Source organism: Symplocastrum torsivum, from assembly GCF_059505465.1.
In genome coordinates, this window is the sequence record NZ_JCACKQ010000095.1 from 215154 (window position 1) to 236103 (window position 20950).

Genomic DNA, 20950 nt, shown 5'->3' on the forward strand with positions numbered 1-20950 from the left:
GAAGTAAAAATGACCAACACAGTGGAAGCGATCGCCGTCCCAATCAAAATGAGGCATCTCCAGTTGCTGTTCTGGCGACACCTCAGCTTTAATGCAGTACGTTCTCTTCTCCTCAATTTTTCCCCTACTTACACTCCCTTTGCTATGAGTGTCTTTGGGATGTATGTGTTAGAGGTTATTTAACTCAAAGCCTTGGCTTGCTACTGATTCAACCATCCTGCACTCAAAACTACCGTCAACCCCATAAAAATAACAGCAAGCGCCCAGGTAACTCGGTTCAGGGCTGTTTCTGCACTTTTCGTACTTGTAAACAGTTGCGCCTGTCCACCGATCCCCCCAATTCCATCGCCCTTAGGACTATGCAGCAATACCAAAATAACCAAACCCAAGGCAGACACTGCCCAAACAATTTTTAGAACGTTATCAATCGTCATGACGAAAACTCTGAGGGAAAATTAAGAGTGGTTAACAAGTAGCGTTTAGCTTAATTCACTCGTGAAATGACACGAAAGGTGTGCCTAGTCCAAAAGTGAAAATCTCGATAATAGCTAAATGCTAGCAGCTAACCACTCCCTTTCGTTAGAGAGAGACGCGCACGGGTGTTCGATTCGCCCGGACTTCAAACTCAGTGGGTTGAAGAAGCGATCGCCCAGTCATCTCGATTGGCTGCGACAGTCTTAAGATTTCTAGAATCGTCGGTGCGAGATCCGCCAGACATCCGTCGCTGCGTAGAACAACATCCGTACCATGTCCAGGGATTTTCAATCCTTCCCCTTCCACCAAAATAAAAGGTACAGGATTAGTTGTGTGAGCTGTCCAAGGGCGACCTTCCTCATCGAACATATATTCAGCATTGCCATGGTCAGCCGTAATCAAAGCCGTACCACCAGCTTTGTTAATGCTTTCGATTAGCCGTCCCATACATCGATCTACAGTTTCAACCGCTTGGACACAAGCCTCCATGTTCCCCGTGTGACCCACCATATCGGTATTGGCGTAATTGATCACAATTAGAGAGTAAATGCGCTTTTCAATCGCAGCGATTACGACATCCGTTACTGCTACGGCTGACATGGCAGGTGCCCGATCATACGTGGCTACCATCGGACTTTGCACGAGTTCCCGATCTTCGCCATCAAAGGGCAGTTCTAAACCACCATTGAAAAAGTATGTTACGTGGGCGTATTTCTCGGTTTCAGCGGTACGAAATTGGAGTAAACCGTTCCTCGCAATCACTTCCCCCAGAATGTTATCCAAGTTCTGAGGCTCAAACGCTACTAAGACAGGGAATGATGGTTCGTACTGAGTAAAGGTTGCAAACGTTAGAGGTTGAATTTGAACCCGATCAAAACCCTTAAACGCTGGGTCAACCAAAGCTTGTGTTAGCTGCCGTGCGCGATCAGGGCGGAAGTTAAAGAAGATCACACCATCTCCCGGTTCTACAGCCCCAGGAGCAATTCGCGTTGGCTGGACAAACTCGTCTGTGATATCTGACTCATAGGATGCCTTTAAGACCTCAATGACTGCACGACCGTCCCCAGAACCATCCTGAGTCATGACATCATAGGCTTGCTTGACGCGATCCCAGCGTTTATCTCGATCCATCGCATAGTAGCGACCACTAAGAGTGGTAATGCGCCCAACACCAATCTGATCAATGTGATCCTGAATCTTTTGAATCGCCTCTACACCATCAGTCGGTCGAGTATCACGACCATCTGTAATCGCGTGAATACAGACATCTGACAACCCTTGGGACTTGGCAAAATCTAGTAAGCCAAGCAGATGATCGAGATGAGAATGTACCCCACCTTCAGAACATAAGCCTACTAGGTGAAGCTTACTAGCTCGACCCTTAACTTCTTGGCATACTTGCACCAGCGCTGTATTTTCTCTTATTGTGCCGTCTTCTACAGCATCGGAGATACGAACTAGTTCTTGTGGTACCACGCGCCCCGCACCAATGTTTAGGTGACCCACTTCTGAGTTACCCATTTGACCTTCTGGTAGCCCCACATCTTTCCCAGAAGTCCGGATTAATGTACTAGGGTAAGCAGCCCAAAGGCTGTCCATTACGGGTGTCTCGGCAGCGGCAAGGGCATTTCCTTCAGTTGCCTCGCGGTAGCCCCAGCCGTCCAAGATGACTAGCACCACGGGAGAGACAGGTGCTTGCGCCATAGTATTGCCCTTTATTCATAGATGAATTTCACCGCAATGATATACCATCAGAGCCGATATTCACTGCTGATTTTGCTTTTCCTTTGAGTTTCTAACTTTAGGCAGAAAACAAAGCCTGAAACGCACTCGTTGTAAAGCTTTGCATTTCTATGCTCCTGAGCATCATTCGCTATATGTTGACAATATTCTCAATTAATGCACTTGAGAGGCTGAAATAACTTCATCAACTCTTTTATTCTCTATTTAATCTTTACTAGATATTGTCCCGATCGCGCACAGCCATATCCAGCTCACCATCAAATCCAACTGTTGGAAAAAGTTGCGCTTGGGACACATTGAAAGTTTCTCACCCTAGAATAGGCTCAAACCTAAGCAGGACAGGAAAAACGTTGATGAGACAAAAATGGCTGAAACTCAAGCGCATGAATGGTGGATTACAGAGATACTGGAAGCTTAGCGTAGTTAGTTACTTGGTATTAGGTGAGGCGATCGCTTTTTCTGGGAATTATGCTTGGGGTCAAATCGCCAGTGACAATACCTTGGGAAGTGAAAGTTCTTTAGTCACATCCCCAATACCCGGAGCTTTCCTAATTGAGGGTGGAGCAACTAGGGGGACAAATTTATTCCACAGTTTTAGTGAGTTTTCTGTACCCACCTTCGGTATTGCCTACTTCAACAATGCAGGCGAGATTCAAAACATCCTTAGCCGTGTAACAGGTGGTTCTATCTCTAGCATTGATGGTTTGATTGCTGCCAACGGTACTGCCAACCTGTTTCTACTCAATCCTAACGGCATTATTTTGAGTCCCAATGCATCGCTGAATATTGGCGGGTCTTTCGTTGGGAGTACAGCGAATAGCTTGAACTTTGCTGATGGTACCCAGTTTAGTGCCACTGGTTCCCAAACTACCCCCCTGCTGACCGTGACTGTTCCCCTTGGTTTGCAATACGGAGGTAATGCCGGAAGTATTCAGGTGCAAAATTCTACACTCCAAGTGCCCAATGGTGAAACATTAGCCCTTGTGGGTGGCAATGTGCAGATCAATGGCGCTTCTTTGCAAGCGGAGGCAGGTCGAGTTGAGTTGGGTGGAGTAGCAGGATCAGGAACAGTCGGGCTGAATCTGGATGACAACAACCTGCGTCTGAGTTTTCCCGATGGAGTAGCACTAGCCGATGTATCTTTGAGCAACGCTGCATCAGTCGATGCCAGTGGCAAGGGCGGTGGCAATATCCAGGTACGAGGGAATCGCATTACGCTCACTGATGAATCAGGAATTACGGCAGATACCGAAGGGAACGAGAACGGTGGCGGAATCCTTCTCCAAGCTTCGCAGGTGATAGTCCGGGATGGCTCATTCGTATTAGCTGGTACTTTTAGCACAGGTCAGGGGGGAAATTTGACGGTCAACGCCTCTGATTCTGTGGAAGTAAGCGGAACGACACTAGATGGTGAGGACTCCAGTATCTTGGGGACTGACACATATGGTGCTGGTGCGGCTGGCAACGTGGATATTAACACGCAGCAGTTGATTGTTCGGGATGGGGGACTAGTGTCATCGATTACGCGGGAGCAGGGCGCAGGGGGAAAGTTGACAGTCAACGCCTCTGATTCTGTGCAAGTGAGCGAAGGTGACTTAAAGACTACAACTTACGATGCTGGAGCCGCTGGCAACTTAACGATTAATACTGGACGGTTGATTATCCATGATGGGGCAGTGGTAGGAACGGGTACTTTTGACAAGGGTCAAGGAGGAACTTTAACAGTCACTGCCTCTGATTTTGTGGAACTGGTTGGAACATCAGCAGATGGGCTATTTCCCAGCAGCATATCGACTTCAACTCACAGTGTCGGAAATGCCGGAAACTTAACAATTGACACGGGACGTTTGATTGTACTGGATGGAGCGCGGGTATCAGCCTCTACTTTTGGTGAGGGGAAGGGTGGGATTTTAAGTGTTAGCGCCTCTGACTCTGTGGAAGTGAGTGGAACAGGCGATCGCTTTTTGAGCGGCTTGTTCACTAGAACTTTAGGTGACGGAGATGCTGGAGACTTGACAATTGACACGGGACGGTTGATTGTTCGCGATGGCGCACTGATAGCAGCTAGTAGTACTTTTGGTCAGGGAAATGCGGGAAACTTGAATGTCACCGCCTCTGAGTTTGTAGAATTGATTGGAACATCAGCAGATATCCGGTTTGCCAGTGGCTTATCAGTTGGGACTCAAGCTGAAGGAGATGCCGGGGACTTGACAATCACCACTGGGGTGTTGATTGTCCGCGATGGGGCACAGGTACAAGCTAGTACTTCTGGCAGTGGTCAAGGAGGCACTTTGACGGTGATTGCCTCTGACTTTGTAGAACTAAGCGGAACGACAGCAGATGGTCAGACTCCTAGCGGCTTGTTTTCTACAACTAAGGGTGATGTAGCTGCTGGAGAATTGACAATTGCTACTGGACGGCTGATTATCCGTGATGGGGCATCTGCATCGACTTCCACTTCGGGTTTAGGGGATGCAGGAGATTTGATAGTTAGTGCCTCAGAAGCTGTCGAAGTGCGTGGAACATCAGTTAATGGTAACCCTAGTGTCTTGTCTACTCAAGTCAATCCAGAATCAGCGGGAGATGGGGGGAACTTGACCATCCAAACTGGACGGCTAACTGTTGAGGGGGGGGCACAAGTCTCAGCTGCAACTTTGGGTGCGGGTCGTGGAGGAACATTGACAGTGAGCGCCTCGGACTTGGTAAAACTGATTGGAACATCAGCAAACGGTATTCCCAGTCGCTTGACTACTCAGACTGAAGGTGCTGAAGCGGCTGGAGACTTGAGGATTGATACTAGACAGTTGATTGTCCGCGATGGGGCACAGGTAGAAGCTGGTACTTTCGGTGAGGGGCGGGGAGGGACGTTGAGTGTGAACGCCTCTGAGTCTGTAGAAGTGATTGGTACCTCAGCAGATGGTCGGGTTCTCAGCGGATTGTTTGTTGAAACTGAAGGTGCTGGGGCTGGCGGAAACTTGAGAATTGACACAGGGAACATGATTGTTCGGGATGAAGCCTTGGTATCAGCTCAGACTTCTGGCATAGGACAAGGAGGAAATTTGAGCATTACCGCAGGAGAGCTGAATGTTGAGGATGGCGCTGCCATATCTGTGAATAGTATAGGAACAGGAAGGGCAGGAAACCTGGAAGTCACGTCTGACTCCGTTAGTTTGAACGAGGGATTCATCAGCGCTACGACTTTATCGGGTGACGGCGGGAATATTTCCCTGCAAGTGAAAGACTTACTACTGATGCGTCAGGGGAGTGAGATTTCTACCACGGCTGGTACTGCGCTAGCTGGTGGAGATGGTGGTGATATCACAATTGATGCTCAGTTCATCGTTGCTGTCCCTAAGGAAGGTAGCGACATCAGCGCCAATGCCTTCACAGGTCGAGGCGGTAATATCAACATCACGACTCAAGGGATTTATGGAACCCAATTCCGCCCGAAAGATACCCCTTTAAGTGATATCACTGCCAGTTCTCAATTTGGCATCAACGGTTTCGTGACAATCAATACACCCGATGTTGACCCCAGCCGAGGTTTATCCAATCTACCAACTGAAGTCGTTGATGCCTCCAATCAGATTGCCCAGAATTGTCCGTCTGGAGGAAAAGTCGCTCAAAATCAATTTATTATCACTGGGCGTGGTGGGTTGCCGGACAATCCTAACCAGATGCTTAACAGTGATGCTATTTGGACAGACTTGCGTCCAACTGTTCAAACCGCTGAAACTCACACCATTTCTCAAGAAAGCACATTGCCTACTAACTCCACGGTAAAAACGTTAGTGGAAGCGCAAGAATGGGTGATTAATGACAAAGGGCAGGTTGTTCTAACCAGTTCTACACCCACCGCCACCTCTTATGGTTCATGGCTTTCGCCAGCCGCTTGTCGTCGTTCCTAGTACAGATTTACATAAGTTCACTTAGCTCTTACGCTGCTAAAACCTGAGCTTTATAACTCCGCGTTGTGAAAGGTAGAGGGTAAGCTTAGCTGGAGAGAACCTCAACAAGTTATTGACGTTTGGTGGTAGATTTTTTGGCAGCTTTGGCGGCTTTCTTCGCGGCTTTCTCTGCTGCGATCGCTTCTTGTCTCGCTTGCTCTTTCTCCTCGGCAATCTTATCTAGGTAGTAATGGTAATCTCCCAAATAAGTACGGAATTCCCCATCTCGGATTTCAACAATTTTGTTGGCAACCTGGGAGATGAAATAGCGATCGTGGGAGACAATAATTACCGTGCCATCATAGTTCTGGATCGCTTCTTCCAGCATTTCTTTCGCTGGGATATCTAGGTGATTGGTTGGCTCATCCAAGATAAGTAAATTGGCAGGACGTAAGAGCATCTTAGCTAGAGCTAGACGCGCTTTTTCACCACCACTTAGGGACTCAACTTTTTTAAATACAGTCTCGCCGCTAAACAGGAAGCGCCCTAGTAGAGTGCGGACTTCCTCGTTTTTCCAGTCGGGTACTTCATCATGAATAGTTTGCATGACTGTTCGGCTCAAATCCAAGGCTTCTGCCTGATTCTGCTCGAAGTAGCCAGGGATGACTTGATGGTGTCCCACTTCAACTGTGCCTTCGGTAGGTTGCTCCATACCCATCATTAAGTGGAGGAGGGTGGATTTTCCAGCACCATTGGGACCTAGGAAGGCAATGCGATCGCCTCGTTCAATCAGCAAATCTGCTCCTAAAAACAGAATTTTCTCCCCGTAGGTATGCACTAAATCTTTAATTACCACCACCTCACGACCGCTACGAGGCGCGGGAGGGAAGCGGAAATGGAGGGTTCTTAATCCACCTGTTGGCGCTTCGATTCGTTCAATTTTGTCTAATTGCTTCTCACGGCTTTTGGCTTGGGTACTACGGGTGGCACTGGCTCGAAATCGCTCGACAAACGCTTGTTGCTTGTCCAGTTCTTTCTGCTGACGTTCATAAGCACTTAATTGTGCTTCCTGCGCTTCCGCTTTTTGTTGCAGATAGGCGGAGTAGTTACCTAAGTAAGTACTAGAGACACCACGTTCAGTTTCTACAATCTGAGTGCAGAGACGGTCAAGAAACTCCCGGTCATGCGAGACGATGACCATCGGGGTTTTTAACCCTTTGAGGTAAGTTTCTAGCCATTCGATGGTTTCTAAATCTAAATGGTTAGTTGGCTCGTCCAGCAGTAACAAATCGGGTTTTTGCAGCAGGATTTTGCCTAAACTCATCCGCATCTGCCAGCCACCACTAAAGGCGCTCACAAGGCGATCTCCATCTTCTGCCTCAAATCCCATTTCGGGTAGGATTTTCTCAATTTGTGACTCTAAGCCATAGCCATCCAAACCCTCAAACTGGCGCTGTAAGCGATCTAGCTTGTGAATGAGTTGGTCTAGTTTTTCTGGATCAGCCGTTTCCATGTCTCGCTGCACTTGTGCCAGCGAGTGCTGAACTTGGTTAGCTTCTTTAAAAACTGTCCAAAATTCTTCCCTAACGGTACGGGTGGGATCGACTTCAAATTCTTGAGTGAGGTAGGCGATGTGCAAACTCCCAGGACGAATCACCTCCCCAGCCGTCGGTTCAATCTCCCCCGCAATAATTTTGAGTTGCGTGGATTTGCCTGCACCATTGACCCCAACAAGACCAATGCGATCGCCTGGTTTGACTTCCCAGTTGACATCCTTGAGAACTTCGCCAGTCGGGTAAATTTTACTGATATGTTCGAGTCGCAGCATCAAAAGTCTCCAGGACAGGTGTAGGGGAGATGATAGCGATATACGAAGCTAGAGTCGCAGATTGCTTAATATCCGAGTTAATCGTAACAAAATTTAATTACGGATTGGGCGATCGGTCAGATTGAGTTGTTATGTCCATCACCTACAGTTTATTGATTTAGGTTGGTGCGCTTGTGAATCAAGAATGCGATCGCCAATTCTTAAAAACTTATTTTCACCCTTCCATCCGCAAATCACTAAGTAGGTAGACACAGATAAACGACGGTATGTCAACAAATGTTAAGAGACTAAAATCCTCTTCCCTTCTGCCTTCTGCCCTCTACCTTGCCTCAACAGTAAATATTAGTGCCGACCTACTTAGTATCAGGAAACTAGACATTAACTAGCTGATTCAACCAAAGGCATCTGCTCGGATGCATTCTGCGTTTGATTTGTATTAGCAGCGTCGTCTTCAAGAATCGGTTTGCGAGTATTTAGGTCAAATCGATAGCCATGGGGAAGGATATGAAGCTTAACGCCGCAGAGTGCCAAGTCCTCATCTTTCAAAATTTGACCAAGATTAGTATGGGTAATATCTGAGACATCAATAACAGTAACAGCACCTTCTCCAATCACTTCAAGCTGATTGTTGTTTACGACAATTGCTGTATTCTCGTCAATACCAAATCCTAAAACTACTGGCTGCTGTGCAACAGCTGAGAGTAAACGTCCTATCCGTCCACGCTGTGCGAAATGTTGATCGATTACCACACCGGGTAGAAAAGCCATTCCAGGCTCCATTTTCACGATTTCTACACGGGGATTGGTTTCACCGTCTCCTTCAACAATCATCATATCGGGCATCATTGCAGCACCTGCACTTGTCCCACCAATCACGATGCCTTCAGAAAACCGTTTGTGTAGAGCTTTATCAATATCCGTATCCTTGAGAACACTACTGATGCGAGCTTGATCACCACCTGTGAAAAAGACACCTGTTGCTTTTTCTATTGCTTCCAAGGCACTGGCATCAGTGGCATCTTCCCGATAAACGGTATCAACAATCCGAACATTCTCAACTCCCAGCCGCTCAAACACGCGGGTGTAGTTATCTCCCACTTCCCTCGGTAGTTCGGTTGCGACTGTCATTACAACGATTCGGGCTTGCAGTCCTCCGGAACGTCGAACAAACTCTCGAAGAATCGTACAATCTCCTTCCTTGTCTTCCGCACCACCAATAATTACCAACTGCCCACTGCTATCAGTTGCCATATTCCCCTCGATTCTCTGCTAATAACTCCTATTAAGCCGGACATCATCTGGTTGTTCACACAGCCAAACGGTAGATTTTTATACAGAAATTAATCAACTGGCAAAAAAAGCCCCCTTCCGGTTTGGTAAAATCAAACTACGGTGAAATCCGCTCAAAGTAGGAATTTGACTCGCTTCCAAGGCTTTGCCAGTAACTAAGTGGTTTGGCGAGTAGTCGCGTAAAATGAATCCTGTTGCGTGAGGGTGGATATAGCCACTGAATCGCTATGGGTTTTACGCCATATTCCATAAAATGAGATGATAGAAAACAAAAATTAAACTAATCGAAGAGAGGCACCTCTCTCTTCAGGCTGCGTTGTGTAGGTAAGGAGTTAAGTTGATGAAAAAGTTTGTTCGTTTCCTATCAGTCTTGTGCCTGTTAGTAGGCTGTCTAGGCTGGTTTGGAATGTCTCAGAGTGCCTTGGCTTCGCCCACACCTTTGGTGTACGGAGCTTCTTTAAGTAATGTTACTTCGCCATCATTGCCAATTTTGGTCGCTGAGCTGAATCTGCGTAACACGGCTGATGACAAGCTGGCTACTGAATTTGGCAAGAAAATTGACTTGAACAATACCAATGTTCGAGCCTTTCGTAAGTACCCTGGAATGTACCCCACCCTCGCTCGCAAAGTTGTGGACAATGCTCCCTACCAGTCAGTCGAGGATGTTCTGGAAATTCCAGGATTAAGCACTCGCCAAAAAGAACTACTCCAAGCCAACCTTGATAAGTTTGCGATCACAAAGGTTGATACAACGTTTGTAGAAGGTGGCGATCGCTACAACAACGGCATCTATTAAACGCCTAGGCGTTTAACACATAGTACCGTTCTTTCTTAAGCTTGTTTGTTAGTGTTCAAGAGCAACAGACTACAGAGCAACCGCTAAAACTAGAACCCTTGCAGACACCGCCACTTTAAAACTCGAAAAGTTGACAAGTTATTTACTCAACCCACCCCATCAAGGAGTGGGTTTTATTTATTAAAATTTATTAAATCCTTATCAGGAACTATATCAACGTTGACTCTGCTCCCGTCCGATTCTTCCCTTGAGCTAGATAGTCCTACCCAGTTTGACATCCTAGTAGTGGGTGCTGGTGCGGCTGGGCTTTATGCAGCGCTTTGTCTACCAGATACGTTGCAGGTTGGTTTAATTACGAAAGACACTTTATCCACAGGTGCGAGTGATTGGGCACAAGGGGGTATTGCTGCTGTTATTGACCCCACTGACTCACTAGCATTGCATGTTGAGGATACGATGCGGGCGGGTGCTGGTCTTTGTGACTTAGATGCTGTGAAGTTTCTGGTCGAATATGCCCCAGAGTGCATTCAGTCATTAGTAGGCATGGGTGTTGCCTTTGATCGTAAGGAAAATCAGTTGGCTTTGACACTAGAGGCGGCTCACTCTCGTCCTCGTGTGCTACATGCGGCTGATACCACAGGTCGAAAAGTGGTTAGCACGCTCACGTCTCAGGTGTTGCACCGTCAGAACATCACGGTTTTACAGCAAGCCTTTGCGGTATCGTTGTGGTTAAATCCCGAAACGGGTCGTTGTCAAGGGATAAGCCTAATCTACAACGGTCAAGTTAGTTGGGTACGAGCTGGGGCAGTGGTACTTGCAACGGGTGGTGGAGGGCAAGTATTTGCTCAAACGACTAACCCAGAGGTGAGTACAGGAGATGGAGTTGCGATCGCATGGCGATCCGGAGCTATCCTACAAGATTTAGAATTTGTCCAGTTTCATCCCACAGCTTTAACCAAACCCGGTGCCCCACGCTTTCTGATTAGTGAAGCGGTGCGAGGAGAAGGCGCTCACTTAGTCGATGCACAAGGACACCGATTTGCTTTTGATTACCACCCCGCAGGAGAACTTGCGCCAAGAGATGTTGTTAGTCGGGCAATCTTTAGCCATTTGCAACGTCAAGCTGAGAGTGCAAAACAAGAAACGGGAAATACAAAAGAAAATTCTCCCTTGTCCTCATCTTCTGCGTACTCCGCAACCCCTACTCCTCAATGTGTCTATCTAGACTTGCAAGCAATTCCTGCTGATACGATTCGCTACCGATTTCCCAACATTATCCAAGTCTGTCAGCACTGGGGCGTTGATATTTTCAACGAACCGATTCCCGTTGCACCTGCCGCTCACTACTGGATGGGTGGAATTACAACGGATTTGATGAACCGTACCTCGATTCCTGGTTTATATGCTGTTGGGGAAACCGCAAGCACAGGTGTTCATGGTGCAAATCGTCTTGCCAGTAATTCACTCCTAGAATGCATCGTCTTCGGTGCCCAGCTAGCAAGAATTACTCCTGATGAATTATCAATAACGAATCAGGAATCCCCAATTCCCAATTCCCAATTCCCCATTCCCAGTTTGGCAGTGCAAGACTGGGCAGCTCAAATGGATAAAATGACTGCCCTGCGCTTTGAGTTACGGCAACTCATGTGGCAAAGTGCCGGGATTTGTCGGCAACAGGATGTCTTGGAAAATGCGATCGCAACCTTAGATTCCCGAAGACAGGAATTTGCTGATCTTCCCTTAAGCCAATACTTACTAAATTTAACCCCTGTCGATACGGTCAGATTTGACTTACCGGATGCTGACCGACAACTGCGACTTTGGGGAGAAACTTATAATTTACTCGACGTGGCGTACTTAATTCTTAAAAGCGCTGCTTTTCGTACAGAAAGCCGAGGTGGACATTACCGACTGGACTATCCACAACCCGATCCCAACTGGCAAGTCCATACATTGGTGCAAAAGAAGCAGTGGTGGAAATCGTCACCCATAGGATTTTAATGAGTAGACAGACAATCAGCAAGTAATCTAACCCTAATCCTAAAAAGGTCGTTCGTGTTTGGAGAACTATTTGAGGAAATAGAGTCTTGACGTATGTACTCACTGTTTTGTTCCACTAAAAAGCAATCTTGTTTTTAACGAGTTCCAGAACCTCTAGTATTGTCTGGACCACCATTATCGGGTGGGTTGAATTCTCCATTCAAACTGGAGAGATTAGCTCGCTTCAATGATTGTAATGTGCTTCCAGAAGAAGCGACAACTGATGAATTCGATGAACTCGAAGTTAAAGAACTAAGCTCTCCTTGATCATCAATTAGCTTAGGAGCGAATAGCTGTAAACCAATTAGCAGAGTTGCAATACTAGTGAGACGTAGGAAAAGACACATAACTGTAAATCAACTGTTCTAGGGTTCACATGTTCAGTATATTCAGTGGATTTACAAGTTGTAAGAGCATTTATGGAAGATTCACAACCCATTTACAGAAGGTTTATGAATCAGTAAATTAATAACTAATCTAGCTAAAAACTAATCAGCGTCTGGCTTACAAGAAAACTTTATGAATTTACGATTGAATTTACCGGAAGTTTATAGTTTATTTATAAAACCTTTGTCTACTCCTAAGTTGAAGATGCTCCAGCCAGGGTAAAAATTGGGTTCAAAATCAACACCCCAACCATTGAGCTAACGTGTTATCAATGATTTAAGCCTTGTAATCAAATCAAGGTTACTTATTTATGTTTTGCTGATGAGCGTAGTACCAGTACCGTTTTTTGTACTACGTGAATTGGCTAAATGTAATACTGTTTCCTGTTTTAACACCTGTGTACTACAGCGGTGATACCAAGCTTTTTTCAAAGAGACTGTTAATTTAGCGAGAGAAAAAAGCAAGGAATAATTAAGCTTTCACCTTTGTTCTATTGCCATTGTTCGGGAACAACAGGATACAACTTGGGAGGTGAGAGGGACGACTAGTAGTAAATCTCTAAAACTTCCAATTCAATACTTAAAGTAATCAATTTATAACAACTTTTTTTTAGCTGACTGTAGAATTAGTAAAACACTTACTTCGGCTAATTTAGCTTTAATAGAAACCTAGCTTGTGAAAGCTCAAAAGTATTTATGACAAGAACGTTTCGATGGGTAGCAAAAACTTGGCTTCAGTCAGAGCCTCTTAGTCTTCGGATGTATAATCCTTTCTTTGCAGAATTATCTCCCAAAAACTACATACAGATTTCGATTTGCCTTCTCAACCTAAATCAGTTGAGCTTAAGTATCTAACTTAAATATATAAAACTAATATCTTTGATTAAAATTTCTAATATTGTGTTCCCAGACTGTAGACCGATAACTATACGTCATTTCAGGTTATCCAAACAAAAGCAATTTACAAAGGTCTAAGCCTGTCTGAGTAGAAGCTTGGACTCCCTGAATGAGGAGAGAAGGAAGTAGACAACGTTCTTTATTACTCTCATAAAACTTAGTAAAAGGCAATAATGAGCTATAATGACAATCACTGGATGAAGCTCTCTTTTTCCTTGGTGTCGCAAGAAAGCCTCTCGCCAAATATTGCTCAACTAAGAAGAAACTGATTGGCTAATCAGCAAATTCATCAAAGATTTACAGACTATTTACAGAAGAGCTATATTAATATTAATTTCAATGTATTAAGTTAGATAAAATTGAGAAGTTTTATGGACTTAACTTAATGGGACATAAAATGGCTACTAGGGTAGTGACATTCAGGCTGCCAGAAGACCTGATACAAGCGATTACGTCTCAAGCTACTGCAACAGGTAAATGCAAAACTGCTGTGGTAATTGATGCGCTCAAGCAAGTGTTTGAATTACGAACGAGTACAGCAGCACCCACTTTAATGAAAAAGCTTCAAGAACAACAGGAGGCATTAAGCGAAGGGGTTGCTGGCTTGAATCAATCGTTGGTTGAGCTGAATCGAGGCACGCTGTCATACAACAGCGTTAATCGTATAGAGGAGTTAAATCATGATACGGTTGCTGGTCAAGCTTTCCTTGATGATGTCTTGTTACCACCCCAACAAGTGTCCCAAGCACAAAGCATTAATGCGTCTGAGGATGTGATAGACGCTAGCAACGTTATCAGCCAGGAGTCAAAATCTGCTGAAGAGCAAAACGGTGGAGTTCATCAGGCTCTGCAAGTCCTAGCCGCAAAGGTTGAGCAGCGAGCGAGGATGCTCGAACAGGTTCTCTCGGCATCTGTAGATCATGTTTGTATGTATGACAGGTTAGGGCGGTACACCTATGCCAATCGTGCCTTCATGCAGTCATTCGGGTTAGAGCAGTCTGATCTGTATGGTAAGACTTGGCAGCAACTCGGCTTACCAGCAGATACAATGAAGCCTTTCGAGGCAAAACGTCAAATAGCCTTTGCGACAGGGCAGTCGATTGCTGAGGAAATTAGTCTGCCAACGGTTAATGGCGTTAGAGACTACGAGTACATTCTCAGCCCCATCAACACGCCTGACGGTAGTATTGAGGCAGTGGTATACACGGCTAGAGATATTACTGAGCGTAAGCAAGCTGAAGAGTTGCTACGAGAATCGGAAAAAAACTACCGCAACTTGTTTGAGTGGGCACACGATTCAATCTTTATCACTGATTCCTCAACCCAAGTCCTTTTGGATGTTAACGAGCATGGGGCACGACGATTAGGATATACCCGCAAGCAACTTTTGAGTTTACCGGCTGAGGTATTTAGTCCACCAATGGACCCTGAACACCGTGCAGACATACTTGAGCATTTGTGGAAGACAGGCAGCGTGACATTTGAGCACGTTCACCAGTGTAAGCAAGGCTCACAGATGCCAGTAGAAATTAGTAGTCGTGTGGTTGAATATGGAGGTCAGCTAGCAATTCAAAGCTTTGTTCGTGATATTACCCAGCGCAAACAGGCGGAAGAAAGAGCAGATTTGTATTGGGCAATTATTGCTCAATATAGCGAAGCGATGGCGATCCTTGATTTAAAAGGTCGCTACATTCAACAGAATCCTTCTCATTCCTTGCTACTGGGCTACAGTGATGATGAGCTTGCCAAACTTACCGCTGCTTTCCACTTAGGAGAAGAGGTGTTTGCGCTCATCCGGAAGGAGTTACTTAACAATGGTCGCTTTTGTGGTCAAGTCACCAGTTATACCAAGAGCGGACACTTACTAACGCTGGAACTGGAAACGTTTGTTGTCTGCAATGATACTGGTGAGCCTATCTACTATGTAGAAACTAAACGCAACCTCACTGACCACAAGCCATTTTAAGGAAAAGCGCTAAGTCCGATTCCAGCGAAATCCTGTAGAGTGAATTACTTCCAGGGTTTTAGCGATCGCTTTTTCACTATCTTCAGGGTCTACTCTACCTCAGTATCTATAGCTTTATCGCAGTTAGTGGTCAGCTATCAGCCATCAGCTTTTTTGTTTTCCTGACTAGTCGCGCTTGTTTCACAGCTTTGAACTGTACCTCGTTTAACCGAGAGACGCTATAAAAACGAATCTACTTTGTTAAACCTTTCTCTTTCATGTAACTCAGTAACCAATTGGCGGCAGTAGCTCGACGAGTCTGTCGAGGGCCAAATTCTCCTATCTTGTACCCCTTAAAACCTAACTGCTCTTTCAGCAACTGCTTGTTTTCTTGGGGAATAGAGCGAGTCAGTTTCACAGTTGCAGGACGGCTTTCAATGAAGTCTGGTGGTTCAGGATATGCTTCCTGCCAGTCAGAAGCAACCTCTGTAGCGTTCCATTTGGCTGCAACGGCATCGTAGCGATAACCCAGACAGTGCCAAACTAACTCGTTTACTGTATCATCATCAATTTTTTCATTCAAAATTGCCCAAACTGTTTCGCTGGTTAGTGGTGGTAAATCAGGCATAGATTATTAGTTGTTGGTTGTTGGCTTCTATATTTAAGATTATTTTTGTACAACTTCATACAGTTTTCTATAACCACCCAGAAAGAGTAACCAGACAACAACAGCTAGCCAGTGAATGACAACAGGTGTCCAAAGGGAGCCACTTTGTAGGTAAGCAAGGCTACAGGTAATGCCTAATAGTGTTGCTAAGAGTAAGAAAGCTGAATTAAAAAACGTCTCAAGTCCCTGTGAAAAAAAGCTCAAGGCATTGAGGGGATGATAGACAACAAACATCACCAAACTGATAATCCCCCAAAGCCACAGCTTTGATATTGATACATTTTCAGTGGTTTGAGGGAGGAATAAAACACGGAAAAATAACTCTTCTGTTACTGCTGGGGTTATTAAAGAGGTGGCAATAATCCCAAGCGCTGTTTTCCATGACGTTTTTAAAACATCAACTTGCAGGAATCCCGAATGAAATCCGAGTGGCAAAGCAATTAGTGTAAAAAGGATTAGTAGCCCAAATGTTTGTAGCCATGCCTCGGTTTCAGGAATCGTTGAGATAGCAGCATAAATGCGATCGCGTACTACGTGAATCACACTCAAGTTAGCAAAGATGTTGTCTTGGAACTGTTGCACCGTTACGATGTCCACAGGGATCGGGGGATGAGTGTTGAATAGGATGAACCAAGCTTATGAACAGCTTAGTGCAATGACCTGCCATGTGATTGCCAACATGGGCAGTTTAGTTGATGATGCATAGCCTAAGTCACTGCCAAGTCGATATGATGCTTCACGGTGGGCTAATTAATTGATTTAAGGCAAAACATTGAGAATTCTCGATCAGCCGCTGAAGTGGCAGGTGGGATTGATTCTAATTGCTGGTGTCTTTGCGGTTTCGACAGCCGCAATTTTTATTCGGCTAACGATGGACGCTGCAGGTGTCAGTGGGGTAGGATTTAGCCTTTTTGTTTCTGCCTCACGTTTAGCGATCGCTTCTCTATTACTACTTCCTGCGTGGCGGAACCTCCAGCCAAGTCAACTCAGTCCGGGTGCATTGCATTACGCGATCGCGGCGGGTATTTGTCTTGCTGTACACTTTGGCACTTGGATCACCTCACTGTCCTTTACCTCAATTGCCGTCTCTACTACCCTTGTTACAACTAATCCTGTTTGGGTTGCCTTATTTTCTTGGCTTTGGTTTAAGGAAAAACCAACCAAGTTAACGATTCTTGGGATTGGGGTTGCGTTTATGGGTGGTGTGCTGATTGCATCAGGGGATGTGGGGGTAGTTAGTGCTGCGAGTAATCCGCTACTGGGTAACTTTCTTGCACTTGCAGGTGCTTGGATGGCGAGTTTGTATTTTCTCTTGGGACGTGAAGCGCAGCGGCGGGGTTTAGGCATTGGTAGTTATGTTGTTGTTGCCTACAGCACAGGATCTTTGGTACTTTTGCCTCTACCGTTAATCTTTGGTACAAGCTACAGTGGCTACCCAGTTGCGGTTTACCTCTACATCCTTTTAATGGCTGTTGCCTCACAAGTGGTAGGGCATACGACTCTGAATTGGGCAGTCCGTTGGATTTCCCCGACACTTGTTACGCTGGCGATTTTGTTTGAACCTGTTAGTTCTAGTTTTCTTGGCTATTTAATTTTTAATGAAGTGCCTGGATTACTGGTATTAGTGGGTGCAGTAGTGTTGCTGGGTGGAGTTGCGATCGCTGTTTTCGGAGCCAGGGAAAAATCTAGGTCGTAATAAGCTAATGTGCATTCAAATTGCCTGTAGGGAACAGGTCAAACGAGCGTGTACTGTTAGCATAGAGCCAGCATTCCCCAGCCTCTATGTTTCCCTACAAATACCCCGTTCCTCAAACTGACCCACCCTTGTCGCCTAGAGAAACGCTACCGACGATGTATGATCTGCCTAGCGAAGATCCAGAGGAACCTGGTTTGCCTGACGAATTCCATGACTTGCAACCGCAATTATTAAGCCTCACGTTTTGCCCTCCAAACTATCCGGCTTCTCAAGTATTCAGCGCCAGTGACATGAACCTCTATTATGATGTGCGTCATGCTCAGTGGTACAAGCGACCGGACTGGTTTGGCGTTGTAGGTGTACCCCGACTTTATGATGAAGTCGATATGCGCTTGTCTTACGTGGTTTGGCAAGAGGGCATAAATCCTTATGTGATTGTGGAATTGCTTTCTCCAGGTACAGAGAAAGAAGATTTAGGGGAATTTGACGAGGAAAAACTGCCTCCTGAATCGAAGAAAGTTGCAGACAATGGGCAAACGATCGAACCTCAGCGTGAGGAGAAACCACCACGAAAATGGGAGGTTTACGAGTGGATTTTACGGATTCCTTACTATGTAGTGTTTAGTCGTTATACCAATCAGTTACGAGCTTTTAAACTGGATGGGGCGCATTATCAAGAACTGGAGTTACACCAATCGCAAGTGTGGATGCCAGAGTTAGAGTTGGGCTTGAGGTTATGGCAAGGGGAGTTTCAAGGAATCGAACGGTTGTGGTTGCGTTGGTATGACGCTCAAGGTAATTGGATTCCTACTGAAGCGGAACAGGAGAGACAGCGAGCCGAACAAGCTGAATCTAGAGCTGAAGAAGCGGAAGCTAGGTTAGAGTCTTTACTTGAGCGACTTCGGGATTCAGGAATTGACCCTGATACGGTCTAGATTTGCAATTTCGTCGGCACAGAGTTGAGATTCTGCATTCCGAACTAGCATATCGTCCAATTGATTCTGTGCGGCAGGAGCTAGCTTACTATCGGCTAATGCTTGCAGTTCATCTGGGCTTAAGCCAATTAAGCATTCTTCATCCAGAGCCAATGGGTTTGCTAATCGATTGTATGCGTCCAAATCTAACAAGACGCTAACTCGCTCCCCCTGCTCGTTGGTAATGTAACGCACTTGCTCAGACAGGGGTTTTCTCTCTCATACCTTTGGATTCATCGTAGCTTATGGGAGTGAGCGCGATCAGCTTCGCTGGTGCCAAAGGCAATCCCATACGAGTGTTGCCTCGGCTCTGGATAATTGGGGCATGTTGGGAATGTAAGACCTCTCCCAAGCTGGGACGTGACGAGCAGAGCTATTGGTTATCCTATAGAGTCGGCTAGCAGGGAAGCAAACTACGCGATCGCTCTATTCTTCCTCTGTTTCTTCTCCTTTTCTCTGCTGCTCAAACTCGGTCAAGATTTGCTGAATCTCCGCTGCTGATATGTTAGTCTGGTTAGACTTGGAGTAGATGGTCAACAGTACAATGCTTGTGGGTGAAGCAACCTGGTAGATGATTCTATAGCCCCCACTCTTACCTTTCCTGATGTCGCTATTCTTGAGCCGCACCTTAAAAGCTGTAGTTCCTGTTCCTGATATTCTATCGCCAGGAGTTTCTCCGGCTTGTAGTTGCTTGATAAGCGGCTGAATATCAGAACCAATCCGGCGATACTTCCTCGACAGACTTTGTAATCTGCGCTCAAATTCATCGGTGAAGCGAATCTCTACTGAGAGTGGCTCAGTCTCCATCGATTCCATCCCATAACTGAGAGATTGGCTTAGTCTGCCCCATCTTTCCCTCATGCAGTGCCCTGCGAAGGCTATCTGCTACAGAGTCTAGCTCGTCCTCATCTTCTTGATCGGTCTGCTCTTCAACCAAAACAATCACTCTCACTACTGAATTATGCGGCAAGTCCTCTAATTGCACGTCAGGGAGTTCAAGCTTTCCTTCGGGCGTTATTTTGGCTGGAAATTCGTAGGCTTTCATAGGTTTATCAGGTGTCTGCCAAAGTTCTAGTTAGTAGCAATCGCTCAACACACATTGTAGGGTTGGCATGGGAAGGCGCGATCGCTTTTCGTGCTGCCTCAGCTTTGGAGGAGTAGACTTCGAGGAGGATAGTGCGCTCTTCTTGCGCCCATTGCAACAGATATTTTACAAAGCTAGTGTCTCCTTGGGCGCGGCGTTTCGATGCAGCAAATTTCTTGAACGTAAGGCTACTAAAATGACCGAAAATACTCCCTTTTTTCTAGATATCCCTCAATTTTCTTTTTTCAAGGATTTAGAAGCTGAGTTAGGCGTTACTCCAGCTTTCTTTAACGGTTTGCTGGAAGAAGATGATTGGTCGTTCGTTATTAAATTGCATTCGCTCATCGAAGCGGCAGCCACTCACCTGTTGGTTGAAGTTCTGGACAAACCGGAAGCGCAGGATGTTATAAGCTTTCTAGAACTGAGCAATTCTAGAACGGGCAAGATCGCTTTTTTGAATAGCATGGGTCTCTTGGACTCTAACTCCAAAAGATTTATTAAAACATTGTCTGAAGTCAGAAACAAACTCATTCACGACGTATCCAATGTTAATCTTAGCTTAAAGCAGTTTGTTGCTAATCTCCCAGATGCAGATGAGAAAGGATTGAATAAGAAAGGATTCAACAAAGCTTTCAAGTGGGGTCATACGGATGAAAGCAAAGTTCAGCCTCAAAAGGGTGAAGATCAGTATGATGTGCATGAACTCATCAAGCTCTTTGCAATCATTTGTATGAAATCTTCCCAGTATAAGATAGCTATTTGGTTGGGAAGCATCATTATTCTCAGGCAGTTTTACACTCAAGTGTCTCACAAACGATTTAAGAGCGAGTTACGGCAAGTTGATGACCGCCTGATAGAGTTATTCACGAATTTAGGCGAAAGGCTCAATGGTGAAAAATTCGACGAGAGTAGCTGGTAAACCAATAAGTTATTACACCGCTATATCGGCTTGATAGTAAAAAAAGTTAGCCAGTACGAAATATAAGCGTTTCTCAAGAGAATTTGAGATAACTAACTAAGTTCCTCATAACCAATCAATAGCGAAGAGGAGCAATCGTTCCCTGGTCTCCCGCATCTATTTCGCTAACCTTCAGAGTTCCGGATTTAGATTACCAAGTGTGAATAGTGTTCCAGATACGAGTGTTAAACCGCACTGGGCAATTGAATAAATATTTAGGTCTGAGTAGAGTAGGTCGGTTGAGTCAGGGGAATTGAGCCAAAAATTCAGTCTGCCAGTTTAATC

General features: G+C 45.6%; 17 protein-coding genes. 8 read left to right on the plus strand and 9 right to left on the minus strand.

Annotation, left to right across the window (positions count from 1 at the left end; all coding sequences use genetic code 11):
• The first annotated feature begins 9 nt into the window (after positions 1 to 9).
• On the plus strand, positions 10 to 183 hold the full coding sequence (locus AC5JL3_RS24255) for a hypothetical protein (RefSeq protein WP_496076911.1): 174 nt from the start codon (positions 10 to 12) through the stop codon (positions 181 to 183).
• Positions 184 to 200: 17 nt separating this feature from the next.
• On the opposite strand, the gene secG is transcribed toward AC5JL3_RS24255, so the two are convergent.
• Positions 201 to 434, minus strand: a complete 234-nt coding sequence (gene secG / locus AC5JL3_RS24260) for a preprotein translocase subunit SecG (protein ID WP_192221080.1) — start codon at positions 432 to 434, stop codon at positions 201 to 203.
• Between the two features lie 145 nt (positions 435 to 579).
• Positions 580 to 2178: a 2,3-bisphosphoglycerate-independent phosphoglycerate mutase gene (gene gpmI, locus AC5JL3_RS24265; RefSeq protein WP_496076912.1), complete on the minus strand. Its 1599-nt coding sequence runs from the start codon at positions 2176 to 2178 to the stop codon at positions 580 to 582.
• A 392-nt stretch (positions 2179 to 2570) separates the two neighbouring features.
• Here gpmI and AC5JL3_RS24270 point away from each other — a divergent pair, with 392 nt between their 5' ends.
• Positions 2571 to 6125: a two-partner secretion domain-containing protein gene (locus AC5JL3_RS24270; RefSeq protein WP_496076913.1), complete on the plus strand. Its 3555-nt coding sequence runs from the start codon at positions 2571 to 2573 to the stop codon at positions 6123 to 6125.
• A 109-nt stretch (positions 6126 to 6234) separates the two neighbouring features.
• Here AC5JL3_RS24270 and AC5JL3_RS24275 read toward each other — a convergent pair whose 3' ends face one another.
• Entirely contained in the window at positions 6235 to 7932 is a 1698-nt protein-coding gene (locus AC5JL3_RS24275; RefSeq protein ID WP_496076914.1) for an ABC-F family ATP-binding cassette domain-containing protein, read from the minus strand.
• A gap of 378 nt (positions 7933 to 8310) precedes the next feature.
• The gene (locus AC5JL3_RS24280; protein ID WP_496076915.1) at positions 8311 to 9183 is read right to left on the minus strand and encodes a cyanophycinase; all 873 of its coding nucleotides are present in this window, start codon (positions 9181 to 9183) and stop codon (positions 8311 to 8313) included.
• Between the two features lie 379 nt (positions 9184 to 9562).
• Here AC5JL3_RS24280 and psbU point away from each other — a divergent pair, with 379 nt between their 5' ends.
• The 3 genes from psbU to AC5JL3_RS24295 all read left to right on the plus strand — a co-directional run bounded on the left by psbU (position 9563) and on the right by AC5JL3_RS24295 (position 15307).
• On the plus strand, positions 9563 to 10018 hold the full coding sequence (psbU, locus tag AC5JL3_RS24285; RefSeq protein ID WP_496076916.1) for a photosystem II complex extrinsic protein PsbU: 456 nt from the start codon (positions 9563 to 9565) through the stop codon (positions 10016 to 10018).
• A 219-nt stretch (positions 10019 to 10237) separates the two neighbouring features.
• Positions 10238 to 12019 (plus strand): L-aspartate oxidase, encoded by a 1782-nt coding sequence (nadB, locus tag AC5JL3_RS24290; protein WP_496076917.1) that lies wholly within the window; start codon positions 10238 to 10240, stop codon positions 12017 to 12019.
• A 1719-nt stretch (positions 12020 to 13738) separates the two neighbouring features.
• Entirely contained in the window at positions 13739 to 15307 is a 1569-nt protein-coding gene (locus AC5JL3_RS24295; protein WP_496076918.1) for a PAS domain-containing protein, read from the plus strand.
• A 232-nt stretch (positions 15308 to 15539) separates the two neighbouring features.
• Here the strand turns inward: AC5JL3_RS24295 and AC5JL3_RS24300 are convergent, their stop codons facing one another.
• Together AC5JL3_RS24300 and AC5JL3_RS24305 are read right to left on the minus strand one after the other, a co-directional pair.
• Complete coding sequence (locus AC5JL3_RS24300; RefSeq protein WP_496076919.1) at positions 15540 to 15914, minus strand: DUF1823 family protein; 375 nt, start codon at positions 15912 to 15914, stop codon at positions 15540 to 15542.
• Positions 15915 to 15953: 39 nt separating this feature from the next.
• A complete protein-coding gene (locus AC5JL3_RS24305) occupies positions 15954 to 16550 on the minus strand; it encodes a CPBP family glutamic-type intramembrane protease (protein ID WP_496076920.1) in 597 nt (198 codons plus the stop codon).
• Positions 16551 to 16725: 175 nt separating this feature from the next.
• Here AC5JL3_RS24305 and AC5JL3_RS24310 point away from each other — a divergent pair, with 175 nt between their 5' ends.
• Both AC5JL3_RS24310 and AC5JL3_RS24315 read left to right on the plus strand, forming a co-directional pair.
• Positions 16726 to 17649: a DMT family transporter gene (locus AC5JL3_RS24310; RefSeq protein ID WP_496076921.1), complete on the plus strand. Its 924-nt coding sequence runs from the start codon at positions 16726 to 16728 to the stop codon at positions 17647 to 17649.
• Between the two features lie 86 nt (positions 17650 to 17735).
• Positions 17736 to 18584, plus strand: coding sequence for a Uma2 family endonuclease (locus AC5JL3_RS24315; RefSeq protein WP_496076922.1), 849 nt, complete (start codon positions 17736 to 17738; stop codon positions 18582 to 18584).
• Here AC5JL3_RS24315 and AC5JL3_RS24320 read toward each other — a convergent pair.
• The 3 genes from AC5JL3_RS24320 to AC5JL3_RS24330 form a co-directional block, all read right to left on the minus strand.
• On the minus strand, positions 18558 to 18818 hold the full coding sequence (locus AC5JL3_RS24320; RefSeq protein WP_496076923.1) for a hypothetical protein: 261 nt from the start codon (positions 18816 to 18818) through the stop codon (positions 18558 to 18560). The two genes, AC5JL3_RS24315 and AC5JL3_RS24320, sit on opposite strands and share 27 nt — an antisense overlap.
• A 231-nt stretch (positions 18819 to 19049) precedes the next feature.
• A complete protein-coding gene (locus tag AC5JL3_RS24325; protein WP_496076924.1) occupies positions 19050 to 19430 on the minus strand; it encodes a type II toxin-antitoxin system RelE family toxin in 381 nt (126 codons plus the stop codon).
• On the minus strand, positions 19420 to 19668 hold the full coding sequence (locus AC5JL3_RS24330) for a type II toxin-antitoxin system RelN family antitoxin (RefSeq protein ID WP_496076925.1): 249 nt from the start codon (positions 19666 to 19668) through the stop codon (positions 19420 to 19422). Before AC5JL3_RS24330 ends, AC5JL3_RS24325 begins: the two co-directional genes overlap by 11 nt.
• Before the next feature lie 235 nt (positions 19669 to 19903).
• Between AC5JL3_RS24330 and AC5JL3_RS24335 the strand changes: the two genes are divergently transcribed.
• On the plus strand, positions 19904 to 20626 hold the full coding sequence (locus tag AC5JL3_RS24335) for a hypothetical protein (RefSeq protein ID WP_496076926.1): 723 nt from the start codon (positions 19904 to 19906) through the stop codon (positions 20624 to 20626).
• Positions 20627 to 20950: the final 324 nt, after the last annotated feature.